At 35.1% G+C, this 23,499-nt stretch carries 24 protein-coding genes; 5 read left to right on the forward strand and 19 right to left on the reverse strand.

The features are described from left to right. Positions 1 to 12: 12 nt before the first annotated feature. Positions 13 to 1,239, reverse strand: a complete 1,227-nt coding sequence (locus tag BHU68_RS04485) for a trypsin-like peptidase domain-containing protein (RefSeq protein ID WP_069470385.1) — start codon at positions 1,237 to 1,239, stop codon at positions 13 to 15. Positions 1,240 to 1,471: 232 nt separating this feature from the next. Here BHU68_RS04485 and BHU68_RS04490 point away from each other — a divergent pair, with 232 nt between their 5' ends. After that, entirely contained in the window at positions 1,472 to 1,837 is a 366-nt protein-coding gene (locus BHU68_RS04490) for a toxin-antitoxin system TumE family protein (protein ID WP_069470476.1), read from the forward strand. Positions 1,838 to 1,842: 5 nt separating this feature from the next. Beyond that, positions 1,843 to 2,202 (forward strand): HVO_A0114 family putative DNA-binding protein, encoded by a 360-nt coding sequence (locus BHU68_RS04495; protein ID WP_069470384.1) that lies wholly within the window; start codon positions 1,843 to 1,845, stop codon positions 2,200 to 2,202. Here the strand turns inward: BHU68_RS04495 and BHU68_RS04500 are convergent. From BHU68_RS04500 to dsrA, 17 genes are all read right to left on the reverse strand, one after another. Beyond that, the gene (locus BHU68_RS04500) at positions 2,199 to 3,068 is read right to left on the reverse strand and encodes a lysophospholipid acyltransferase family protein (protein ID WP_069470383.1); all 870 of its coding nucleotides are present in this window, start codon (positions 3,066 to 3,068) and stop codon (positions 2,199 to 2,201) included. The two genes, BHU68_RS04495 and BHU68_RS04500, sit on opposite strands and share 4 nt — an antisense overlap. Before the next feature lie 6 nt (positions 3,069 to 3,074). Then, a complete protein-coding gene (locus tag BHU68_RS04505) occupies positions 3,075 to 3,659 on the reverse strand; it encodes a hypothetical protein (protein WP_069470382.1) in 585 nt (194 codons plus the stop codon). Positions 3,660 to 3,747: 88 nt separating this feature from the next. Beyond that, positions 3,748 to 3,966 (reverse strand): RND transporter, encoded by a 219-nt coding sequence (locus tag BHU68_RS04510; RefSeq protein WP_069470381.1) that lies wholly within the window; start codon positions 3,964 to 3,966, stop codon positions 3,748 to 3,750. Continuing rightward, positions 3,954 to 4,955, reverse strand: coding sequence for a glycosyl transferase family protein (locus tag BHU68_RS04515; RefSeq protein WP_171899482.1), 1,002 nt, complete (start codon positions 4,953 to 4,955; stop codon positions 3,954 to 3,956). The genes BHU68_RS04510 and BHU68_RS04515 overlap by 13 nt, the downstream gene beginning before the upstream one ends. 33 nt (positions 4,956 to 4,988) lie before the next feature. Then, positions 4,989 to 6,200, reverse strand: coding sequence for an NrfD/PsrC family molybdoenzyme membrane anchor subunit (gene nrfD / locus BHU68_RS04520; RefSeq protein WP_069470379.1), 1,212 nt, complete (start codon positions 6,198 to 6,200; stop codon positions 4,989 to 4,991). A gap of 3 nt (positions 6,201 to 6,203) precedes the next feature. Next, complete coding sequence (gene dsrO / locus BHU68_RS04525) at positions 6,204 to 6,926, reverse strand: sulfate reduction electron transfer complex DsrMKJOP subunit DsrO (protein ID WP_069470378.1); 723 nt, start codon at positions 6,924 to 6,926, stop codon at positions 6,204 to 6,206. Between the two features lie 57 nt (positions 6,927 to 6,983). Then, positions 6,984 to 8,135: a hypothetical protein gene (locus tag BHU68_RS04530; protein ID WP_069470377.1), complete on the reverse strand. Its 1,152-nt coding sequence runs from the start codon at positions 8,133 to 8,135 to the stop codon at positions 6,984 to 6,986. Between the two features lie 211 nt (positions 8,136 to 8,346). Next, positions 8,347 to 8,721, reverse strand: a complete 375-nt coding sequence (locus BHU68_RS04535) for a hypothetical protein (RefSeq protein ID WP_069470376.1) — start codon at positions 8,719 to 8,721, stop codon at positions 8,347 to 8,349. Continuing rightward, positions 8,721 to 10,712 (reverse strand): NAD(P)-binding protein, encoded by a 1,992-nt coding sequence (locus BHU68_RS04540; protein ID WP_069470375.1) that lies wholly within the window; start codon positions 10,710 to 10,712, stop codon positions 8,721 to 8,723. Before BHU68_RS04540 ends, BHU68_RS04535 begins: the two co-directional genes overlap by 1 nt. An 11-nt stretch (positions 10,713 to 10,723) precedes the next feature. Further along, positions 10,724 to 12,226 (reverse strand): sulfate reduction electron transfer complex DsrMKJOP subunit DsrK, encoded by a 1,503-nt coding sequence (gene dsrK, locus BHU68_RS04545; RefSeq protein WP_069470374.1) that lies wholly within the window; start codon positions 12,224 to 12,226, stop codon positions 10,724 to 10,726. Positions 12,227 to 12,235: 9 nt separating this feature from the next. Continuing rightward, a complete protein-coding gene (locus BHU68_RS04550; protein ID WP_069470373.1) occupies positions 12,236 to 12,976 on the reverse strand; it encodes a respiratory nitrate reductase subunit gamma in 741 nt (246 codons plus the stop codon). An 82-nt stretch (positions 12,977 to 13,058) separates the two neighbouring features. Beyond that, complete coding sequence (locus tag BHU68_RS04555) at positions 13,059 to 13,391, reverse strand: TusE/DsrC/DsvC family sulfur relay protein (RefSeq protein WP_069470372.1); 333 nt, start codon at positions 13,389 to 13,391, stop codon at positions 13,059 to 13,061. A gap of 36 nt (positions 13,392 to 13,427) precedes the next feature. After that, complete coding sequence (tusB, locus tag BHU68_RS04560) at positions 13,428 to 13,730, reverse strand: sulfurtransferase complex subunit TusB (protein ID WP_069470371.1); 303 nt, start codon at positions 13,728 to 13,730, stop codon at positions 13,428 to 13,430. A 13-nt stretch (positions 13,731 to 13,743) separates the two neighbouring features. Further along, positions 13,744 to 14,130: a sulfurtransferase complex subunit TusC gene (gene tusC, locus BHU68_RS04565; RefSeq protein ID WP_069470370.1), complete on the reverse strand. Its 387-nt coding sequence runs from the start codon at positions 14,128 to 14,130 to the stop codon at positions 13,744 to 13,746. A gap of 12 nt (positions 14,131 to 14,142) precedes the next feature. Further along, positions 14,143 to 14,535: a sulfurtransferase complex subunit TusD gene (tusD, locus tag BHU68_RS04570; RefSeq protein ID WP_069470369.1), complete on the reverse strand. Its 393-nt coding sequence runs from the start codon at positions 14,533 to 14,535 to the stop codon at positions 14,143 to 14,145. A gap of 82 nt (positions 14,536 to 14,617) precedes the next feature. After that, on the reverse strand, positions 14,618 to 15,688 hold the full coding sequence (dsrB, locus tag BHU68_RS04575; RefSeq protein ID WP_069470368.1) for a dissimilatory-type sulfite reductase subunit beta: 1,071 nt from the start codon (positions 15,686 to 15,688) through the stop codon (positions 14,618 to 14,620). A 67-nt stretch (positions 15,689 to 15,755) separates the two neighbouring features. After that, complete coding sequence (gene dsrA / locus BHU68_RS04580) at positions 15,756 to 17,009, reverse strand: dissimilatory-type sulfite reductase subunit alpha (RefSeq protein ID WP_069470367.1); 1,254 nt, start codon at positions 17,007 to 17,009, stop codon at positions 15,756 to 15,758. Positions 17,010 to 17,197: 188 nt separating this feature from the next. Between dsrA and BHU68_RS04585 the strand changes: the two genes are divergently transcribed. The 3 genes from BHU68_RS04585 (at position 17,198) to BHU68_RS04595 (ending at position 21,691) form a co-directional block, all read left to right on the forward strand. Further along, a complete protein-coding gene (locus BHU68_RS04585; protein WP_083234193.1) occupies positions 17,198 to 18,061 on the forward strand; it encodes a TauD/TfdA family dioxygenase in 864 nt (287 codons plus the stop codon). A gap of 126 nt (positions 18,062 to 18,187) precedes the next feature. Further along, entirely contained in the window at positions 18,188 to 19,264 is a 1,077-nt protein-coding gene (locus BHU68_RS04590) for a glycosyltransferase family 9 protein (RefSeq protein ID WP_083234194.1), read from the forward strand. A 96-nt stretch (positions 19,265 to 19,360) separates the two neighbouring features. After that, entirely contained in the window at positions 19,361 to 21,691 is a 2,331-nt protein-coding gene (locus BHU68_RS04595; RefSeq protein WP_069470365.1) for a transglycosylase domain-containing protein, read from the forward strand. A 73-nt stretch (positions 21,692 to 21,764) separates the two neighbouring features. Here the strand turns inward: BHU68_RS04595 and BHU68_RS04600 are convergent, their stop codons facing one another. Further along, positions 21,765 to 23,159 (reverse strand): hypothetical protein, encoded by a 1,395-nt coding sequence (locus tag BHU68_RS04600; protein WP_141698807.1) that lies wholly within the window; start codon positions 23,157 to 23,159, stop codon positions 21,765 to 21,767. Between the last annotated feature and the right edge of the window lie 340 nt (positions 23,160 to 23,499).

The raw sequence follows: 23,499 nt of genomic DNA on the forward strand, positions 1-23,499 counted from the left end.
TTAGTTAAATGATTATTTTTTTTTGCCACCAAAATATTTTAAATCTACAACTTTTAAAGGGCGTTCCAAATAATCATATAAACGATCATCTAAATCACTAAAGCGTTTAATTGTAAGATATACCTTTTTGTCTTGTAATTTAGCCGCTTTTAGATAAGCAAATAATTGTTTTAAATTTTTCATTGGTTTTCTATCAATAGATACTAGGTTATCCCAATTTTGAATTTTTTGATCGTCTCCTATAGAGCCAGCTTCTACATTATGAATTACTAGTGGCGGTAAATTCACTTCTTGCCAATCACGTATCCACCAAGGTGCAATCACTATTCCTGATACAAATATACCTTTACGTTCTGTAACTAATTGCATGGCATTGAGTCTGCCTGATAGAATCATTTTTTTATTTTGACGAGTAATAGCTAAACTAAAATTGTCTAAATTACCTCTAAGCGCATGAATAAATTGAGTTTCATTTTCAAATTTTTCAATTATATCACCGTTTTCTAATGCTATTAAATCTGAAGCTAAGTGGGTGCTAGCAACTATCAATTTATTACTATCATCAATATCAAGCTGAAATAGGATTGGTAATTCTGGTGGTGATGGATTTTTGCCTATTTGTAATAGTTCTAATACTCTACAAGCATATTTCATTGGTGTGGCAAAATTGGTATTTTGATCTTGATTTTTATTTAAACTAGATGTATTAATACCTACTACTTTTGCGGTTTTCATACTAATTAATGGTCCACCTGAGTTGCCGCTATTTATTGGAGCGTCAGTTTGTAAAAATTCTCCTCCAAATTTATCAGTAATGCCAGAAATAACCCCACGAGTTCCGGTAAAAAATATACCCCAAGGATGTCCTAATGCGCCTACTGGATGTCCGACTGCTGGAATATTTTTACATTCTAATTGCGCTGCTTTTATCCCTTTAGGTATAGAATTTTTAGGTAATTTTAATAAGGCTAAGTCTAAAACTGGATCAACATAAAGTTTTCGCGCTTTATAATAATGTCCATTATAAAATGCAACTGACACATGTGAAGGAGAACGCGCTACTACATGTGCATTTGTCATTACTAATCGTTGTTTAGCATCAACTAAAAATCCAGCGGCAGTAAATGCGCCTTTTTCATCTCCAAGAAATGGTTTATCAACTCTAGCTTTAATTTTAACTGTATAAGCAAGAGCTTGTTTAAAAATATCTTCTTCACTAGCCAAAATTTCATTATTCAATAGGAGGATACCAAATAATGTATATATTATTTTTTTAATCACGTTTATTTATGGATAATTTTATGAAAGGAATCAAATATATGACGATTAATCTGGTCTAATCGTCTATATCTTATATATAAGATTATTATAGCAGCTAAGCTCAAGCTTTTCAGAATAAGTCTAATAATGCTCTGAGTTAGCATTAATTATGCTATAATTATCACCTGATGATATGAAAATAACTAATTGTATGTGTGATAACAAAGATTATGGATTAGAAACACTTCTTGACTTAGATGGAGTGATTATAGATCAGGGAAATGGTTATTGGGTAAAATTTGAGGTGTCAAAAACAAAGGTTACAAAAGAACGTTCTCATGGGCTTCGATATAGCCTCACTCTTCATGATAAATATGGTAAACGACTCATGGGTTATGATAATGCTCATGCAGTAAAATTACCAAAGAAATATAAATACTCTGGTCGTATCATTGAATATGATCATTATCATCGTCATAGTTTAGATAATGGTATTCCCTATGAGTTCAAAGATCCTTATCAACTTATTCAAGATTTTTTTGAAAAAGTTGATGAAGTATTAAAGAAGCAGGAATGATAGATATGAGTAACGAATATAAAGTACGTATTGGCATCATGCCACAAGAAAAAATAAGGGAAAGAATGTTGCTAATCGCAAAAGGAAGCTATAAACCAGAACCTAATGAACCAAAAATCTGGTTTACTTCCATGCGTTCTTTAGCTGAAGTATTAAGCGATGAAAACCGTGCATTATTACACATTATTAAAGATACAAAACCCAATTCAATAAAAGAACTATCTGAAACCACAGGAAGAAAACAAAGTAACCTTTCCCGCACATTAAAAACACTATCAAGCTATGGTATTCTTGAGTTGATCAAAGAGAGCAAGCAAGTAAAACCTGTAGCTAAAGCGGTTGAATTTGAAATTTTAGCCGCTTAATAGTTTACCGACATTTTAAAACGTTTATAACTCCATAGATATTGTGCCGGGCAATTTTCTACGCAGTGTTCTATGCCTTTATTTAGTGCTGTACAAGCCTCCTCCAAATTGGAACTTGTAATCTCGGTTGGTGCTGGAAAAAAATGAATTTTAAATCCCTTGCTGTTTGGCAGACGTTCTGCATAAGTAAAAATTATGCTAGCACCAGTTTTATTGGCTAAACGAGAAACTAATACGGTAGTAAAAGCTTTTACGCCAAAAAAAGGCACAAAAATTCCAGCATTATTATCAGTTGGAACTTGATCAGGTAAAATACCAGCGGCTTTTCCTTGCCGTAATTGTTGATATAAAGCTCGTACACCTGCACGATTTACTGGCATCAAATTCCCACCTGCTCGCTCACGAGCTGTATGAATTAAGTCATTTAATCCATGTAATTTGGGTGGACGATATAAGGCACTCATAGTATAACGTGAAGTTGCATATAAGGCTGCCATTTCCCAAGCCCCAAAATGTGGTGTTAAAAATATAACTCCTTTGCCTTGCTCGAATGCCTGTTGTACACATTCTTCACCTTTTACTTCACACACCAAAGCTAATGCTTTATCAAGCGGTGATAACCAGATTTTACCTATTTCTATAAAGGTTTTACAGGTTTCAATTAAGCTGTGTTTAACTAAATCTGCTTGTTCAGCGGCAGATAGCTGAGGAAAACACAAACTAATATTGGTACGTGTTACATTAGTGATGCGTAATGATGAAGATCGCGCTAATAATCTACCTAATATGTTGGCAATAGTGTGTGTTATGGCTAAGGGTAATAAGGCAAATAGGTGTAATAATAATTTTATGAATAAAACTCGCATTATTGTTTAGGATATTTCCTGAAATATCCAATTAATTATATTAAAAACCAATTGTAATTCAGTAGTGGCAGATATATACCTTGGATCTATTACAAAAATACCTTGATCCAGTTTGCCAAATTGCCAGATAGCCCCGGTAGTTACAATACCATAGCAGATATGCGCATCTAGCAGAGAAGATGCGACCATTTCAGACAAAGCTTGTGCCCAGCCTTGATTAAAATCATCTTTTTTAGCTTCTATGACACAAAGTGAAGGTTTTGCCATTGCGCCATATTTAGTTTTAGGCGCAATTAAATAATCTGGTTCGCCTACCAAACCTTTTTTTTCATCTATATTGTAAGGCATATGTGACCATACTTTTAAATTGTAATTTTCTGCCACTATCCCCAAAATAGGTCTTATAATTGTCTCACAAATCGCAAATTCATTAATATAGTTTGTCTCATCCTGCAAATTTTTTGTGATCATAGAAAAGAAAACGTCTAAAATTTCAAGTTCTATTTCATTTAAAAATGCAGTTCTATCCGCAACTTCAATATCAAATTTTGTTGCAACTTCCTCAACTGATTTAAATTTTCCGTAAGACATATTAATATACCTATATAGTACAACGGATTTACTTCACTTCGTATCAGACCTGACAGGTTTTTAAAACCTGTCAGGTCTAACACTTTGCTTACTTTTTAATAATAGAATAAATACTTTTCAACAACAATAACAATGGAAAAGTACCATGTAAAAACAAATCAAAAATATCAATTGGTTTATGTAAATTACCTTCAAATAACATTCTGACTTTTTCAAATAAATGTGGTTCAGGCATAAAAGGTGATAAACCTAAAAACAGTGAACCTATAATTAACATCGCCCAAGGCAGTTTATTTAACCATGACATATACGATTCTCCCACATCTGTTGCGCTAATTCTAGTGCCTGATCAACACTAGCCGCTTTTTCCATCAATCTCAAAGCAATAGCAGTGGTTCCCAAGATGGCTGCTTGAGCATATTCATCTTCAATTTCTCCACGCCATAAGCTTGCTAAGCGTTCAGGTTCCAAAATTGGTTCTTTGACATGGCGTTTTTTAAATAATGGTGGCCACACTTCATCGGACAGTTCGCCATTATGGACGCTTTGTACTAAACATTCCATATCTGGATTACGCTCAATTTCGCCGCCTTCTCCTTTCATCACAGCAAGGTGAGGCATATTTAGCAATAAAGCCGCTTCTTGGTGAACTGGGCTATAACCCGGATGGAAAATACCTTGAATTACATAAGGGGCATTCAATGGATTTATCATACGCGCCAAAGTATGCACCGGCGAACGTAAACCCATTAATGAACGCATTTCAATAATTTCATGTAATTTAGGGCTTAGATATTTTAGCGGCAAATAACTAAAATTGGTTTGTTCTAATTGTTCAGATGCTTGTTCAAATGAAGTCGCATAGTCAATATTCAAATATGACAATACATCTTGAGTATAAATACGATCATTGGTATGTCCTCCAGCACCGTGCATAAAAACCTTAATTCCTTTATCTGCTAATAACAACGCAGACAATAGAAACCAAGGCAAATGACGACGCTTACCAGCATAAGATGACCAATCTAAATCAACTTTTGCCATGCCGCTTGGCAATTGAAATGAATCACGCGCTGCTTGAATAAAACCCGCAAGTTCTTCACGTGTTTCTTCCTTCACGCGCATCAGCATCATAAATGCACCTAATTGCACTGGTTCAACTTCGCCTTTAAGAATCATAAGCATAGATTGATAAGCTTCATCTTGTGTTAAAGGACGGGAACCATTTTTACCCTTACCTAAAATACGGACATATTGTGCAAAAGGATGTTCTTCATAGAATGTTTTTGTTGGCATAATCAGATTGCCCCTTTAGGGGGCTTAAGAAAATTAATTTCTAAATTCAGGCTCAATATCACTATCAGCCAAACTGCGAGGTAAAAAAGGAAGGATTTTTAAAGCTAAAGTGGTTAGTAACACAAACAGAGAAATTCCACTAATACCCAATAATATTTCCCAACCGCTAGGAGTGTAACTATTTACAACACCATCAAAAAAATTTGAAGATGTTACTTCCATTCCCGGAAATATATCTAAAGGATATGCTTGACCACCTATAATAATGACATACAATAATGAAAAACCACCTACGATAGTCAATAAAGCAGCAGCGGCAATACTTGCACGACTATGAGTAAATTTTTCATGATAAAGCAATAATAGCGGCATTATTGTTCCTAAGAATATATAACCACCCCAAAATAAAGCTGTATAAATACCACCACTTGCTAAAATAAAGTATTCAATTCCATGACGACCAGTTATATATAAATTAGTCAAATGATAAGCTAATACAAAATAAAATACAGCTACAATAAATACAGCTAATAACTTTTTAGGACGTTCTAATACACCTTCTCCTAATGAGCAATGTGTTTTCCAACAATCAATCAATAAGACTAATAAAAATACTGCTAATCCTAATGCTAACGATAAGGCAATAAATAAAGGTGCCATAATTGCAGTATTATAAGCTTCTCGTGCTACTAGAAAACCAAAAATAGAACCAGTACCTGTGGTTAAAATAATACGCCAAATAAAAGCAACTAAACCCGCTGTAGGATAATATTGCTTCATCCGTCGTTCCATCATAAACCACAAATAAATAATAGAAATTAGCAAAAACCCATTATACAGAATGATATTCCATGCAAAAATAGATTTAAAATTGTAAATGGTCATTGCAACTATTAAGCGATCAGGGCGGCCTAAATCAAGCACTAACACCATTAATCCACTTACCAATAAGGTTATGGCTAACAATACTGATAAACGCGCTAATGGATGATAAAAGGTTTTACGAAATACCGAACTGATTGAGGCAACATTCAAGACACCAGAAGCGGCTAAAATAAGAAAAATTGCAAAAACATGTGGTATTCCCCACACAATTTGATTATTCATACCAGTTATAGCATGACCATAATGTTCCATGTTATAAACAGCATATAAACCCAGCAACAGGAAGAAGCCTGATACTGCTAATAATGCATAAAAACCTGCACTCTTGCCTTCAAGTTCTTGAAATTGAATTTCCTTCATAAACTATATTCCTTGATAACGCACACCGGGATTTAACTTCATATCAGCACGTAAAGCAGTACTACTTACTTCAGCTAATTTCTTAGAAATTTCACTTTCAGGATCTTTTATATCCCCAAAGATCATAGCTTTACCACAGGCTTCTACACAAGCTGGCTTTTCACCCTTATCTACTTTATGCACACAAAAAGTACAGCTTTCTACAGTACCTTTACCGCGTGGAGAATGTGGTTTTTGGTTTTCTAAGTTTTCATGAACAAAAGATCGTGCTTTATAAGGGCAAGCCATCATACAATAACGACAACCAATACAAGTATGCTTATCTACTAATACAATTCCATCAGCGCGTTTAAATGAGGCTCCAGTTGGGCAAACATCAACACAAGGTGGGTGTTCACAATGTTGACATAACATCGGCAAAGTTGTTTCTTTACCAGTTTGCTTATCACGTAAACCTACTTTACGTATCCATTGTGGTGCAATTTCAGCACGAACATTATCATTTAAACCGTGTTCTTTGGTACAAGCATTCACACAGTCATTACAACCATCAGCACATTTAGTAGTATCAATCAACATACCCCAACGCACTTTAGAAGTGACTGCTTCACCATCAGGTTTAGCCTGAGAAACACTATAAAATAACATGCCGGGGGCAACTGTTGTTAATCCGGCAACTGTTGCAGTTTTTTTAAGAAAATCACGGCGATTTTGAGTCGGTGACATTAATATTTACTCTCTCAAATAACCCCCTATCTGTAAAGATAAGGAGAATAGATTAAATTAAAATTCAATCCATTGATTTAATAATTCATCTAACATTTGCTTATTAAATGCTAGTTGATTACCTATATTTAGGTTCTTCCATAATTTCCAATGCAGATTGTCCTTAGAATCTTTAATCAATAACATCATATGTTTATGACCATCATCATCAGGAGCAATATGTGTAACATCAATTCTACCGATTGCACCTATGAAACCAATTTCCATTGGTTGAAATACAATCTTATGACCACCCAGAATATCTAATTCCAGAGCATTTACTTCATAATTACCAACATCTTCATCATGTAGTTTAACCTTACTAGTACTAAAAGATATATAGCCATTTTTACTATAATCATTTAGCCATGTTTTTATAGTTTTATGCAAACCATTTACTTCTTTCGCCCATACTTGTTTCTCAGAGCCTGTCTTTACAGAAGTTTTTGGTTTATTGGCAGTAGCCATTTTTTTGAATTTATCTGCAAGTGTTGCGGATCGCTTAGATGTTGCTGCAGGCTTTTTAGCCACCTTGGCTGCAACAACTTTCTTAGGTGCTGCAACAACTTTCTTAGGTGCAGCAACAACTTTTTTAGGTGCTGCAACAACTTTCTTCTTAGGTGCAGCTTTAGCTTTTGGCTTTGCTTTTGGTTTTGCAGCAGCAAATATAGTATCCCATGCAGACTTAGTTTTATTTTTTGCCTTGAAATAATTATTTTTTTCAGCAAATTTCATGATCTGGCTATTGATAGTAATTTTTTCAAATTCTTTCAAAGCAGCTACATTATTTTCAAAAATTTTAGCTTCAGCAGTAACATTAAAGAGTTTCTTTCTACCAAAGATAGCTACGCCTTTACCAATTTCAGTAAAACCAAGTTTTTTTAAAGACTCCAAATATGAATCTATAGCAGTGTAAATTTTTTTATATTCCGTTTCAGAAACACCCAGCATTTCATTCATGCGGTTAATTCTTGAAGCTGTATGGAATTTTTCAATCTTGGTTTCAAAACGCATACGCTTTTTATTAAAGCCCCATAAAAACAATCCTTCATTAAGAGGATAAACTTTATCATCAGGGATTAAACATGAAAATCCTTCATTAAAACGAAAACCGTGTAGGTCTATAATTTTTATTGCAAATTTTTCAACTTGTGTTTCAAACTCTGGCATTCTTTTCTCCAAAACAAAGACTATTAAAAAGCATTGATTTTTTATCCTGTCAGTAATCAATGTGGGCTTTATCTTAAAAGCAAATTAACAGAAGTGCAAGCAAAACCTTGTGATTAGTTCTAATTTAATGAGGATGGGGTGATGATAATTCAAAGGATAAAGTTAATAAAATCAATAGCAAGCGAGGCTAATCGCTTGCTATATTTTTTATTTATTTTTTCTCTGGTTTGCTAGCATGACATTGAAAACAATCAATCGTTACTGCCGCATAATTATGACAACTTCGACAGAAATGTTCTGAGCCTTCATTAACATTAGGATAATTTCCATCATCATCTGCTGTAACATGACAATTAATACATTCAATCAGACTATGTTGTGTGGTACGTACACCACTATGCATAGTATCATTACGATGATGCTTTAGAAAATGCCCATGATAACGGCGCATAATTTCAATTGGTTCTACACAAGATTGTTCAGTAGAAAATTGTTTATTAGCTTTTGGTGGGTTTGGTGTTTCAACAGCATTAACAGCCACACTTAATAATAACCCAAATCCTATTTGGCTTATTCTTAAATTCATTATTCACCTAAACCCATATTGATGTAACCAGTTGGACAAACGTCTGCGCAAATATGACAACCAACACAACGATTATAATCGGTATAAACATAACGTCCAGTTGTTGAAACTTTTTTCGGAGTACGCAAGACAGCGTCTTGTGGGCAGAATAAAACGCAGTTATCACACTCAAAGCACATGCCGCAACTCATACAACGCTTAGCTTCATCCACTGCTTGATCAGTAGCTAAACCATTCATACGTTCACCAAAGTGTCCTAATACTTCGTCAGAACTGACTGGCATATCTTCACGTAACCTACGTTCTTCATAAGGAAAATGTCCCAAGAACAAGGCTTCTGGTGCAATCACATCGTTGGCTGAACGATCTTCATAATTATGCACTGCATAATTATTATCAGAGGTACCACGTAAATCCCCTGCTTCTTCAACAACAAATGCTTCTGGTTCTAAATCTGTTTCATTAAGCTTAGCTAATAAGTTAAAATGATGTACATCGACTTTTGGACGCTTGCTTTGTTCTTGATGTTTCAAGTAATGATCAATAGTATCAGAAGCAACAGAGGCTTGACCAATAGCAGTTGTTAATAGATGTGGTCTAACAATATCCCCAGCTACAAAATGACCTTCACGCCCTTTGACTTGATAAACTGCATCAGCGTCAATAAAGCCACGTCCATTGTTTAAATCTTCTAAGCCGCCAGTTAAATCACCATATTGTCCAATTGCAGAAACTACTAAATCGGTTTCAATGGTATATTCTGTGCCTTCAATCGCTGTAGGAGCACCTTTACTATCCAATGTACATTTAACCATCTTCAAAGCAGTAGCACGCCCTTGATCGTCTAATATGACTTCTGTAGGCATCACACTACCATGAATATCCACACCTTCACGAATAGCATCTTGAACTTCATGTTCAGCAGCAGTCATACTTTCAATTGGGAATAATGATGTCAAAGTAACATCAGCCCCTTCACGCGCACTTAATTCAGCAGCATCATGAGCTACATATCCCAATTGTGAGCCTTGAGATGAATTATCTTGTACGGAATTTTTTAATTGCTCTTCAGTTATATGGTTATAACCTAAGCGTCGTGCTACAGATGCAACATCGATAGAAGTATCACCACCACCAACTACTACAACTCGTTTAGGTACTGAATCTTTAGTTTTATGATTGAATTCACTTAAGAAAGCAACACCAGAAACACAATTAGCTGCATCACCGCCGGGTACTGGTAAAGCGCGACCAGATTGACAACCAATCGCCCATAATATAGCATCATATTCTTTTTCTACATCAGCAATGCTAATATCTTTACCAACCCATGTATTCATACGGATTTCAACACCCAGATCCAGAATACGTTGAATTTCACCACCAAGTTTATCACGAGGAGTACGATATCCGGGAATACCATACATCATCATGCCGCCTAACTCTTCATGATCATCAAAAACAGTACAGGCATGACCTTTACGACGTAATTGATAAGCAGCAGCTAAACCAGCTGGTCCACCACCAATAATAGCTACTTTTTTACCAGTTTCTGCACCAGCAGCAGCTAATTTATAACCTTGATCTAAAGCATTATCACCAATAAACTGCTCAACCGCATTAATACCCACAAAATCTTCAACAGCATTACGATTACAACCAGTTTGACAAGGTGCTGGACAAACGCGACCCATTATAGATGGAAATGGATTAGCGTCAGTGGAACGTTGAAAAGCATATTCTTGCCATTCTACACCTTCAGGTGGTTTTTCCATACCACGCACAATACCTAACCAACCACGTATATCTTCACCGGATGGACAACTACCTTGACAAGGTGGTGTACGGTGTACGTAAGTTGGACATTTATGAGTCCAACTAGCTTGGAAAATTTCGTCTTTCCATTCAGGATGAGCGTCATCGCCATCTTCATATTTACGGAAAGTTAGATCAGTTGTTTTTGATTCTATTTCTTCGGCTTTAACAGACATATTATCTCCATTTAGTTATCAGTTTTATCATCTAAGATCAGTGCATCACCTACTAATTGATGAAGGCTGATGATTTGATCCATTTCAAATCCATAAAATGGTAATGTTTTAAGAAATTGAGTTTTACAAATAGCACAAATAGCCGCTATGTGAGTAACACCATGAGTTTCAACCACATGTTTTAAGGCTTCCATACGCGGCAAGGCACCTTTAACACGTAATTCCATCAGATCATCAGTTAATAACCCGCCACCACCACCACAACAATATGTTTGATCATGAATGGTATCAGAAGGCATATCATAAAAATGATTACAAGTTGCCTTAATAACTTCACGAGGAATTACAAATTGACCACCCGGTATATCACCCATACGAGAAGCGCGTGCTACATTACAGGAATCATGAAAAGTCATTCGACGATCATCATTCTTCGATTTATCAAACTGCAATTTGCCTTGTTTAATTAAATCGTAAGTATATTCACAAATATGTTGCGGAATCGGATAACGTTGATCCAGAAAATCAAAAGGACCAGCTAAAGTATTTAAGAAGCTATAAGCTACCCGCCAAGCATGACCACATTCGCCAAACACTATTCGTTTTACTTTAAGATCTATCGCAGCCTTACGAATACGTAAGGAAATTTCTCGCATATTCTCATAACTACCGATAAACATACCGAAATTAGCAGCTTCGGAAGCATAAGAACTGACAGTCCAAGAGGCTCCTGCTTGATGAAATACCTTAGCATAACCAATTAAACCATCAACATGTGGTTCAGCAAAAAAGTCAGCAGATGGAGTAACTAATAGTATGTCAGCACCTTCTACATCTAAAGGTAAACGTACATCAATACCAGTTTCATCTTTAATATCTTCTTCGATGCCTTCTAAAGTATCGCGTAATGCAGGTTCTGGTAGTCCTAAATTATTACCGATTTTAAAGACTTTACCGATAATTTCATTACAATATTTCTGGCCTTTACCGACTGTATCCAAGATTTCACGGGCTGCCATTGAAATATCAGCAGTATCAATTCCATAAGGACAATATACTGAACAGCGGCGACATTGTGAACATTGATGATAATAATTATACCAATCATCAAGAACATCTTTAGTTAAATCTTTTGCACCAACTAATTTTGGAAACAATTTGCCTGCTACAGTAAAATAGCGACGATAAACTTGTCGTAATAAATCTTGACGAGCCACTGGCATATTTTTAGGATCTTGTGTACCTTGCATATAATGGCACTTATCAGTACAGGCACCACATTTAACACAAGAATCTAAATATACTCGTAAGGAACGATATTTACCTAACAAATCGCCCATTTTTTCAATGGCTACTTCTTGCCAATTATCAACCAATTCTCCCGGATAACCTAATGCTGCTTGCATTGGCGGCTTAGCAACAAAAGGACCATCACCTTTCATTGAATCTTGTTTCAAGATTGGTATTACCGGATATGGTCTTACATCAGGTGTTTCAAATTTTACCTTAGCCATATATCATCCTTAATTCTGTTTGGTTTCAAATTGTTTAATCGCCCATTTGGCAACATGGCGTTTTTCTCTTGAATTATCCACTTGATTACGACTTGGACTAAAGAATACCCCGGGTGCATGTAGTAATTTACTAAAAGGAAAAATTATCATTAATAATAAAATTGCACCTAAATGTATTAATAACATGCTATCTGTAGGAATTTCTTGCCAATCAAAAGACATTACACCTAATACAAATGTTTTAAATTGAACAATATCGGTATGTGCAACAAAAGTCATCATCATGCCACTACCACCAATAACTAGTAATAAAATCAGCATTAAATAATCAGAAGGACTACTTATATAACGAATTCTTTCAACAACAATGCGTCGTACTAATAAGCCTACTAAACCCAGCATCATTGCAAAACTAGCATATTGACCAATAGGTTGTATTAATACCACCCAAGTCCAGACAGGTTCGGTGAAATAACGTAAATGACGCATCAGAACTAGCCATAAAGCACCATGAAATAACATGCCGAACAGCCAAATCCATTTATTAGCACGAAATAAACTACGAAAGAAAATAACCTCACTCAATAGACGCAAAACAACACCGCGTTGCGTTAAAGGAGCCGGCATGGTGGGTACTTTTAAAGGGGCAGGTGTTTTAGCGTATTGATAAATCTTGTGAGCTAAGCCCGCTAATAAAATTAGAGTAGCTAGATAAAATGAGAGAGCATAAAACTCCGTCCAAAATCCCATTATGTTTATATATCCTCATTCCCCCTCACTCTGGTTATGATTTACCATGAGTCGGGTCCAGAGTAAGGGATGATCTTAAATTTTAGATACAACCAGTTGGTTTAGGTAAACCAGCAAAACGACATGCTTGTTTGCCGGGACCATAAGGGAATAAAGTATATAAATATTTACTATTACCCTTATCTTTACCAAATTTCTTACCAATTGCTTTGGTCAAGACACGAACTGCTGGAGCAATTTGGTATTCTTCGTAGTAATCACGTAAATAATTAATAATTTGCCAATGTTGCTCTGTAAGTTCTAATTCATCTTGCTTTGCTAAAACTTCAGCGATTTCCTTAGTCCAATCGGATAAATTTACTAAGTAATCTTCTTCATCAGTTTCGATTGTTTTTCCGTTTACTTCAATTGCCATTTTATATTGACCTATTTTTGTGTTGTGTATTAAAATTTATAACCAAGCTTGTACTGATTTGTTATCTGCAACTAGATCTACAAAACCAGCATAATCAACTGTTTCTACGCCATCAATAACGTTGTCTTTATTCATGCCTCTTGCTTCAAGATCAGAAACTAAGACATAAATTTTATTATTGCTTAGAGCATTAGAAACAGTTGGTTCAAAACGTGTGCCTTTTACTGCGCCATAAACACCATCTTCAAATAATAAAACTGCGTTACCGGCACTGGCTAAACGCAAGCAAGTTTCTAATGAATTTTTTTCAAACGGTGATTTATTTACTGTATGTAACATATTATTCTCCCGCCTAGAAACTTAAGACAACGTCTTGTTGTCCCATCATTTCAGCCATTTTTGCTTCGTCTAAAATCTCTACATCTACAAGTAAATCATCAACAGACAATCCACGTTCATCCATAGATTTCTTATCTACATAGAGTTTTTCAACATCATAAGCTTCAAGAGCGCGATAAGTTTTAGAGAAATTCTTCATACCAGCGCCAGCATCTACTGATGTGTTTTGATCTTTTTTGAGTTGGTACACACCATCATCAATAAAAGCTAAACTCACATCTTGGTCAAATGCTGCGCCAATCAATACTACTTCTAATGATTCTAACGCATAAACAGTACCATAAGGTGCTTTACGGTTGACATAGAGGAATTTTTTAATTATTTCTTCATCTTCTTCCATTATATTCTCCTTTTAGTCTCCGAATACTACCAAACGTTCTGATTGGATACCAGCTTCAATCAATTGACCTAAACCGGAAATACGAAAACCTTCAGCGATATTATTCGCATCTTTGCCTTGACGTTTAGCTTCATTTTCATCTAACAGACCACGTCGTTGCGCAGCAGCTATACACACAACTAAATCTAAGTTATGCTCTTTAGCTAATTCAGACCAACGATCCACAATATTACGGTCATCGCGTGGTGGTACTGTTAGACGTGTAGCGTTATTAACACCATCATGATAAAAAAAGACACGAAAAATTTCATGCCCTTTCTCTAAAGCTGCTTTAGTAAATTGATAAGCAGAATCAGAGGCTTGATGTTGATATGGTCCTTCATTGACCAATATACCAAACTTCATTGTATAGACTTCTCCTAAAGTATTAAGAGCCAAAAGTGAAAAGTGAAAATATTGTTTTCACTTTTCACTTGGTTCTATTTATTTAAAAACGAATATGTGTAGAGGAATTCAAGCTGCGACGAGCACCACGCCAGTTATCAATATGGAACTTGGTAAATGGTAATTCTGTCAATTCAAAGAAACGCGGCCAACCAATACGTTCTACCCAATCAGAAATACGTTCCCAATCTTTAGCGTCTTTTTTATAGACATTTAAGATATTTTTAACAACTTCGGCAGCTTCAGGCCAACGAGGTGGATTATTAGGAATCCCAGCAGCTACTAATTTTTGGAAACTTGGCTTGCTACGAGCATTAGAGTGATTTCCACCAACCCATACTGCTAATTTAGAATGTTCAGGATCATTAATTTGCATTGGTGGGCATGGAGGGAAACAAGCACCACAACAAATACATTTTTTCTCATCTACTTCTAATGTAGGTTTACCATTCACTAGAGCTGGACGAATCGCGGCAACTGGACAACGTGCTACAACTGAAGGACGTTCACATACGTTTGCAACTAAGTCATGATTAATTTTTGGTGGCTTAGTATGTTGAATATTAATTGCAATGTCACCTTGACCACCGCAGTTAATTTGACAACAGGAAGTTGTGATGTGTACGCGGTTAGGCATATCTTCTTTGATGAATTCTTCATGCAATTCATCCATCAATGATTTTACAACACCTGAAGCATCAGTAGCAGGAATATCACAATGTAACCAACCTTGAGTATGAGCAATCATGGTTACAGAAGGACCAGTACCACCTACAGGAAATCCTTCTGCTATTAATTTTTCAATTAATGGATTAACTTTTGATTCTTCATCAACCATGAATTCAATGTTACTGCGAATAGTAAAACGCATGTAACCATCTGCATATTCATCGGCAATATCACATAATGTACGAATGGTATATAAATCCATTTGACGCTGAGTACCAGCACGTACAGTCCAAATTTGATCACCGCTTTTAGCTAAGTGACATAAAACACCGGGGCGAGGACGATGATGTGATTTCCAAGCACCGTAGTTTTTGATCATTACGGGGTGCATGTATTGAAATGGATCAGGTACTCCACTTTCGATTGGCATCCTTGGTGCAGCCATAAAGTTCTCCTATTAATATTGTTATTTAAAATACCATAAGACCTGTCAGACAGGTCTTTGAAATTAATTAAGCAGCTTTTTCTTCAGCTTTACGTTCATTCCATTTATCAGCTTCTTCTTCCCATGTATCAATTCTAACATAGGAAGATTGACGAGGTTCTGATATCATATTTGGATCAACTTCTAAGCCAATACCTTCAAGGAAGTTGACTAAACCAATACGTTCAATCATTTCCCCAGTACGTTCATGTTCTAAAGCATTTTCAGCAAAGAAATCAATAGTTTCTTCAGCTATTTCAGTGATACGCTCATAATCTTCTTCGGTTTCTAATTTCATGAATGGTACCACAACTGTACCCATTAAATCACCGATTTTAAGAGTACGTTTACCACCCATTAAAATAGTAACACCTTTATCATCACCGGGAGATAAAGCTTTAGTCATAACGTTAACGCAATGCATACAACGCACACAGTTACGATTATCAACAGCTAAAGTATTATCATCATTTAATGATAATGCTTGAGTAGGACAACGACTAATGACGTTATCAACTACATATTTACTGCCATTTTTAGCTACAAAAGCCTTGACTTCTTCTTGATCGACTTTCATGTCGTCACGCCAAGTACCAATGACAGCCATATCAGCGCGTTCGATTGCATTCATACAATCGTTAGGACAACCTGATACTTTAAATTTAAATTTGTAAGGTAGAGCTGGACGATGCATATCATCCAAGAAGTTATTTACCAAAGTACGAAGAATCTTTTGTTCATTCGCGCAAGATTGTTCGCAACGTGCTGCACCTACACATGACATACCTGTACGTACTGCTGGACCTGCTCCACCTAAGTCAAAACCGATTTCATTGAAATCATTAAATGCGTCTTGAACTTTCTCAGTACTAGCACCTTGGAACATAATGTCGCCACTTTGTCCATGAAATGCTATTAAGCCTGAACCATGTTTTTCCCAAATATCACACAAATTACGCATGAGTTTGGTGTCATAATGCATACCTGCTGGTGGTTGAACACGTAAGGTATGGAATTCTTTAGATGCTGGATATTCAGCAGCAACCTCAGAAAAACGAGGGATAATCCCGCCACCATAACCAATAACACCTACAGTACCGCCTTTCCAATAACCTTTACGGGTTTTGTAGGAATGCTCTAATTGACCTAATAGATCAACTACCATATCTTGATATGTAAGGCTCTCATCATTTGCTAGACGTTTTAACCCAGTCACAAAACTAGGCCAAGGACCACTTTCCAATTGATCTAGCATTGGGGTATCGTGCATTGCTTTACCCATATTAGTTACTCCTTAGTTTAATGATTTTAAAAGTTAGTTCATTTATTTTAACATTGAATAAAATATAGGACTAATTCTTCCATTATTTAATAGTATATCATACTATACTAATTTTGTTTTAATCAATTTTGAAAAAAATTTATGAACATATCTATAATATACTATTTTAGTCAAGAATTCAGAAATTTATGAAAAACATACAAAAATCAAGCCGATCAATGAACTTTTCATTAGCTGATGAAGATTTATATTTGAAATGGCGTGATGAAAAATTAGATCAGTATCCTTCTAAGCTAATATCTGTTTCTATAAAAAATCCCTATAATTTATCATCCAATGAATATAATCAGATATGTCATAGTTGTAATAAAACAAATATGGTTATTTATAAGCTAGAGGCAAAGATTGATAAATCTGGATTACTAGCATTAGCGGCGCAGTTTGATTTATCTTGTTTAGATAAAAATTTATGCGCTAATGATGATGGTATTACCGCTGTAGAGGTGAATGATAATCACTCTCAAGAATATATACCTTATACGAATAGGAGTATAAATTGGCATACAGATGGTTACTATAACACTCTTGAACAGCAAATACATGCTTTTTTGCTTCATTGTATTCAACCTGCTATCAGTGGTGGGGAAAATGGTTTATTAGATCCTGAGATTGTTTATATTAAGTTACGGGATGAAAATCCTGAATATATTGCAGCTCTGATGGATCCAACTGTGATGACGATTCCGGCTAATACTGAAGTACGCCCAGAACAAACTGGACCAGTGTTTTGTTTTAATGAGAGTTTGCATATGCGTTATACAGCCCGCACTCGTAGTATTAAGTGGAAATCAAAAGCGAAAGAGGCTTTGGAATTTTTGAGTGATTTTTTGAAATCTGATTCTCCTTATATTTTTAAATGTAAATTGGAAGCTAATCAAGGGGTACTATGTAATAATGTATTACATAGTCGTACTGCATTTACTGATGATACAAATCAAAGTAGATTATTGTATCGTTTACGCTTTTATGACCGTATTAAGTTAAAATTATGAAAATTTTATTAATTGCAACATGGCAAATGGTTCATTACAAATATGTAGTGACTTCATACGAAGTAATGTTATTAAATATCGGTCACATTAACAAGTTTGAGCAGAAACAATGCAAGGGTTTTTGATATGAAGGATAACTATGATTTTTCACTATCAATACAAAATCCATATGCAAAACGATCAAAGAAACAGCTTAGAATTTTATTAATTGCAACACGGCAAATAGGTGATGTGTTATTAGTTACGCCGCTATTACGTTCTTTGCGTCGTGCATATCCTGATTCGATCATAGATGTGTTGGTTTATGATAATAAGGGGGGTATGTTAGAGGGTAATCCTGATTATAATAGTCTGATTTCTGTGGCTGAGCATCCGAATTTTAGTCAATATAAAATTTTATTTAAGCGGATTTTTCGTCACTATGATTTGGCTGTTTCTACTTTAGCTGGTGATAGACCTTTAATTTACGCTCTATTAGCTGCACGGCAACGAGTTTCATTGGTTCCTGCTAAACGCTGGCAAGATGCTTGGAAGCGTTGGATAACAGCAGCTTATACTGAGTTAGATAATGATAGTACGCATACGGTTCTTCAAAATCTTAGATTGGCTGATTTGTTGGGTATTAAGAGATATTATGAGGTAGTAATTCCAAAAGCTGATGATTCAGTATTACATAATTATTTTGATTGGCAACAAGCGAGATTTGCGGTATTGCACTTATTACCTATGTGGCATTATAAGCGTTGGACAATCAGCGGCTGGTGTCAGTTAATTGACTATTTACTAGAAATGGATTTATATGTAGTACTTACTGGTGGTAATAGTGAAGTAGAAAAGGCTTATATTAATGATGTGTTATTAAAACAACAATCTGAGAAAATCATAAATTTAGCAGGCAAGTTACGTTTTAGTGATGTAGCTGAATTAATTAGTAAAAGTCAAATATATGTGGGTCCAGATACGGCGGTTACTCATTTAGCGGCTGCAACTGGTACTAAGACTATAGCGTTGTATGGACCAACTAATCCTGTAAAATGGGCACCTTGGTCAGATAAAAATAATGTGGTATTAGTGCAGGGTGTGGGTGATTGTGTGCCGTGCCATCAAGAGGGTTGTGAGCGGCATAAGCAAAGTTATAGTCGATGTTTAGAACAGTTAGATAGTTCTGTGGTTATTAGGGAGGTAAAAAATGAACTTTCATGATTTTATTGTTTCTCTTACTAAGGAAGATTTAGAAGAAATTTTTGTAAAGCAGGAAGTGCTAAGCGTAACATAACACAATATGGATAATTAACAATAATGCAAGAGTTTTTATGGCACATACGTTTAAAATTGCTAGGTTTTTATGAAGAATTTCGTCATATTATTTGGCATTATAAAATAACTTTAGGTATATATGATCCAAAATTTATAACTAATCGGTATTTATATTTTTTTGCTCTGTTTCTCGAAGTGTTACTGATATTACTAGCACTGTTGCTATGGCGTAGAACTGTCTTAGTAATTGCACTAGTTTTTGCTGTAATTGGAGTTTTAATTTATAGTTATGCAATCAGTACTAATTCTTTTGTATTTGAAGATTATCGCATAGCTCATCAAAGATTTCATGGTACTGGTGTCTATGATCAAACTGATAAATTCTTAGGTATTATTCCACCGCAATTGGATGTTGAAAGTGCGGAGCAAGATCATAAAAGTTTATATGTTAGTGAGGTTCCAGAGGCTTGGTGGGAGGTGCTGAAGGCTTTAGAAGATCGACATATTGATGATCCTAGCCGCTCATGGGGTGGAATTGATGTTTTTGCTTTAGCTCAACGTAGTTTGGGATTTTTAGGTGGTGACGATTCTAAAGGCGCATCATCATTAACCATGATGTTAATTCGTTCTATGCGTCATGAAAGTGCTAACCCTAATGATTCTAAATTGAAAAAACTGCGACGTAAATTCACCGAATTATTACACGCGCCGATTTTATTTAAAAATTTATATCCTGATGATTTGAAAATTTGGTTAGCCATGCACGTTCCATTAGTAAATGGCACCCCGGGTTCTAAAATGGGAGCCGCTCTGTATGGAATTGGTATTACTGCTAGGATTGTATTTGGTAAAGCACCCAAAGATTTGACTGTAGCTGAACAAGCTATGTTAGCGGCTGCCTTTAAAAAACCAATTTTATTAGCTCCTTTAAATGATGAATCAGCTCAAAAATTGGCAATAAAACGTTGGGAATATTTAAAAGCACGTGCTAAAGAAGGTATTAAAATCGCCTACCCAAAGGCTAATCTACAGGCTGTTGATGAATTGAAATTTGCTTCTCAACCATACAGCCCAGTTAAAGTGGCAAGCTTATTACCAAAAGATGAACTTAAAAAATTTGGCATTTTGGCTAATCCTTATAGACGCAGTTTATTTTTTGTGCGTGGAGAAATGATTCAAGCAATTGGAGAATTGCAAGAACAGTATGGTATGAAATGGCGCGATAAAGTTTATGCTATCCATTTAAATACTAATACAATTGATAATGTAAAATTTAAACGCCGAGTAGAAAAAACCTTAAAAAGCATAGAAACCAGTCTAAAAATAGAACAACGTTTAGCACTAAACCTATTGCCAACTAAAAATGCTGAAGTAGCACAAGTAGTTTTAGCATTAGCCAATGCTGATGGTAAATTATTGCGTTACTATTCTAATTCACAAGACACTATTTATTCTGGCGAACAATCAGAACGTAAAGATGGAAAATATATTATAGACAATGAAACACGCCAAGTAGCATCAATAGCAAAACTAGCAGCGGCAGTATTTTTAGGAGCGGCAGGAGATAATGCTAACAAACCCAATTATTGTAATAAAGCAATTAATGGTGTACATAACCCTGGACCATATGGTAGTCCAAAAGGCTTAAAAAATTGTTCAGTAAGATTCTCCAATTATAGCCCTAAAATGGTGTTTGGACGTTCATTGAATTTACCTCTTATTAATAGATTAAAAACCATTAAGAAACAGCAATTAGCTTTATTATTAAACAACTTTGGTTTGCAATTCAATGTCAAAGATAAAACTCCTTTAAGTACAGCAATAACTTTAGGCTTAGTCAGTGCTTCACCCCATACTCTGCATGGAATAATACATAGTATTACAACAGGTATTATTGCGACTCCGACAGCTTTGCAACCAAGTATAGTGCAAGAAGTAGAACTAATTACAGAAAATGGTGTAATTGTAAAACGACAAATGCCAACTATGAATAACCCCGATCTAAGTGGAATAGCAGATTATTTTGCGAAACCTAATACCATTGAATTTGTAAAAACAGTATTAAGTGCAGGATTAAAAGGCGGTAATATGCGCGGCACTTTAAAATCCTTACAAGATTGGACACCTGAATACAACAGTGAAGTAGAATTACATATTGCCAAAACCGGTACCTCGACTTTAGGAAAAACATCCAAAAACTGGATTTCACCAATATTAGATAAATATATAGTCGGAGGTATAATTTGGAAAGGCAGACTTTACAGTTATTTGGTATTAGTTGGACATTCTGATCCTAAAAAACCACTTGGTAAGCGGATTAGTGGTAATCATTTATCACCGTTGGTTCGGGTGATGTTGGATAGTTTGAATTAAAATTAATTGATAGGCTTATCATACCACTTTTAGCCCTTTTGGTGTTGGTCGGTTTTCACCGACCCTACTTAAATCAAATATCCAAACGCGCCATAGTTCTTTCTTGTCTATGCTTAACCTTACTTAATAAATAATCATAAATATTATGCAATACTGCTCTATGCAATGCTTGTAAAATATCTATCGTCGTTGGGGTGGTATCGCTTTTTTTCTTGGACCATAGCCATTTTTCTATTATTAATTCTTGACGTATTTTCGGTCTCATTTCGTAGATAGAAAACACTTCTAATTCACTTAAATCTGGGTGATTGCTTATCCATTGATGTTCTATTTCTTGGTTTTTTATTCTACCACTTAGTAATTTAATTCCATGATTATCAATCAATAAATCTATCATTTCTCCTAGCATTAAATGTTCTTCTTGTCTGGAATGGGTAGGATATATAAGATAGTGACGTTTGCCATAACGAAATTCATATTTTTTAATTAAATTAAGATTTTTCTTTAATTCTCTCCATACATTTTCATGCAATAAAGGTTTGTCGCTAAAGGCATGGTTGACAGAAGATAGGAAGCTTTTTCTGCGATTTAGAATATTGCTAGTTCCTTCTGGAGGTGCGACAATAAAGATCATAAAATCAATTAAAATTCCACCAACTAGTGGTATAATTTCAGCTAATTTCAATATTATGCTATTTTCTGTGCCATTCCATAGCTGTTGAAATATAGAAGTAACAAATTCACTTATTCGTTTAAAAGCTAGAAATACACTTTGTTTAGAATCATTAGGATTAAACAGTTTTATATTTTCCGATAAGGCTGGAAATTGTACTTTTAATAATTCATTTTTCATGGTTTCAATGGTTCTATCTGGACAGATAAATAATTTGCCATGACCATCTGGAATACCGTTTTTACCTGTATCAATCCGTTGTCCTAACCAACTAATAAATGCAGTTCTAATTGAACTTTGTCTTAATATATTGGCTTTTAAATTTGCCTGATTTAATTGAAGTTGCATTTTTTCAATTTGTTGACTAGTGAAACTACCTTCTGTTTTAGTCATGTTAAATTGTAATTCATAATTTAACTTATTAATTAGTTGGTCAATTTCTCTAGTTTGTTGATCAAAATACCTTTTTTGCGCGGCAAAATAGATAGCATCTTCAGATCTTAAACGCATCCGTGGTCCCGCGCCTACTTTGGCAGCACCTCCACAAGTTCCTCCAACTTGACGCTCTTCTCTGGCTTTTTGTTGAGAATATGATGCTAAATTTGAGGTTATATTAGAAAAGTTTGTATAAGCATTTCTAAATTCATCTAGTCTTTGTAAGCTTTTATACACTTCTTCTCGATAAATGTCTTTAGAATAAGTGTCAGCTCCAATACGTTCAAACCAAAAGGCGTAACTAAAACCTACACTTAATAACGTAAATGTTATATATACGGTAATATGCCAGCTTTTCATTACGAGGTTTCTGTGTAAATGAAATATAGACCAACCAGCACCTTTTATGTGCATTGCATGATATATAATCATTATTTGGACTGTGAAAGTAAATAGGAATGATATAAGGTTTATAATTTCAGAGGGCATAAAACCAAATATACCTAATCCATTATCTCCAATATTAGTCATTAGAGATTGCATACCTGAATAGGTGGAAATAAAGCTAATAATTGAAAGCATGATGACTGCGGCATGAGGCATCAGATCAAATATACCGCCTTTAGAATATGAATTGGCGATGGTAAATCTCCTTCAAAACTCTTTATTATATATTAAAAAGCAAAAATTGCCATTTTCA

Origin of the sequence: Candidatus Marithrix sp. Canyon 246 (assembly GCF_001723685.1) — a bacterium.
Taxonomy (GTDB): Bacteria; Pseudomonadota; Gammaproteobacteria; order Beggiatoales; family Beggiatoaceae; genus Marithrix.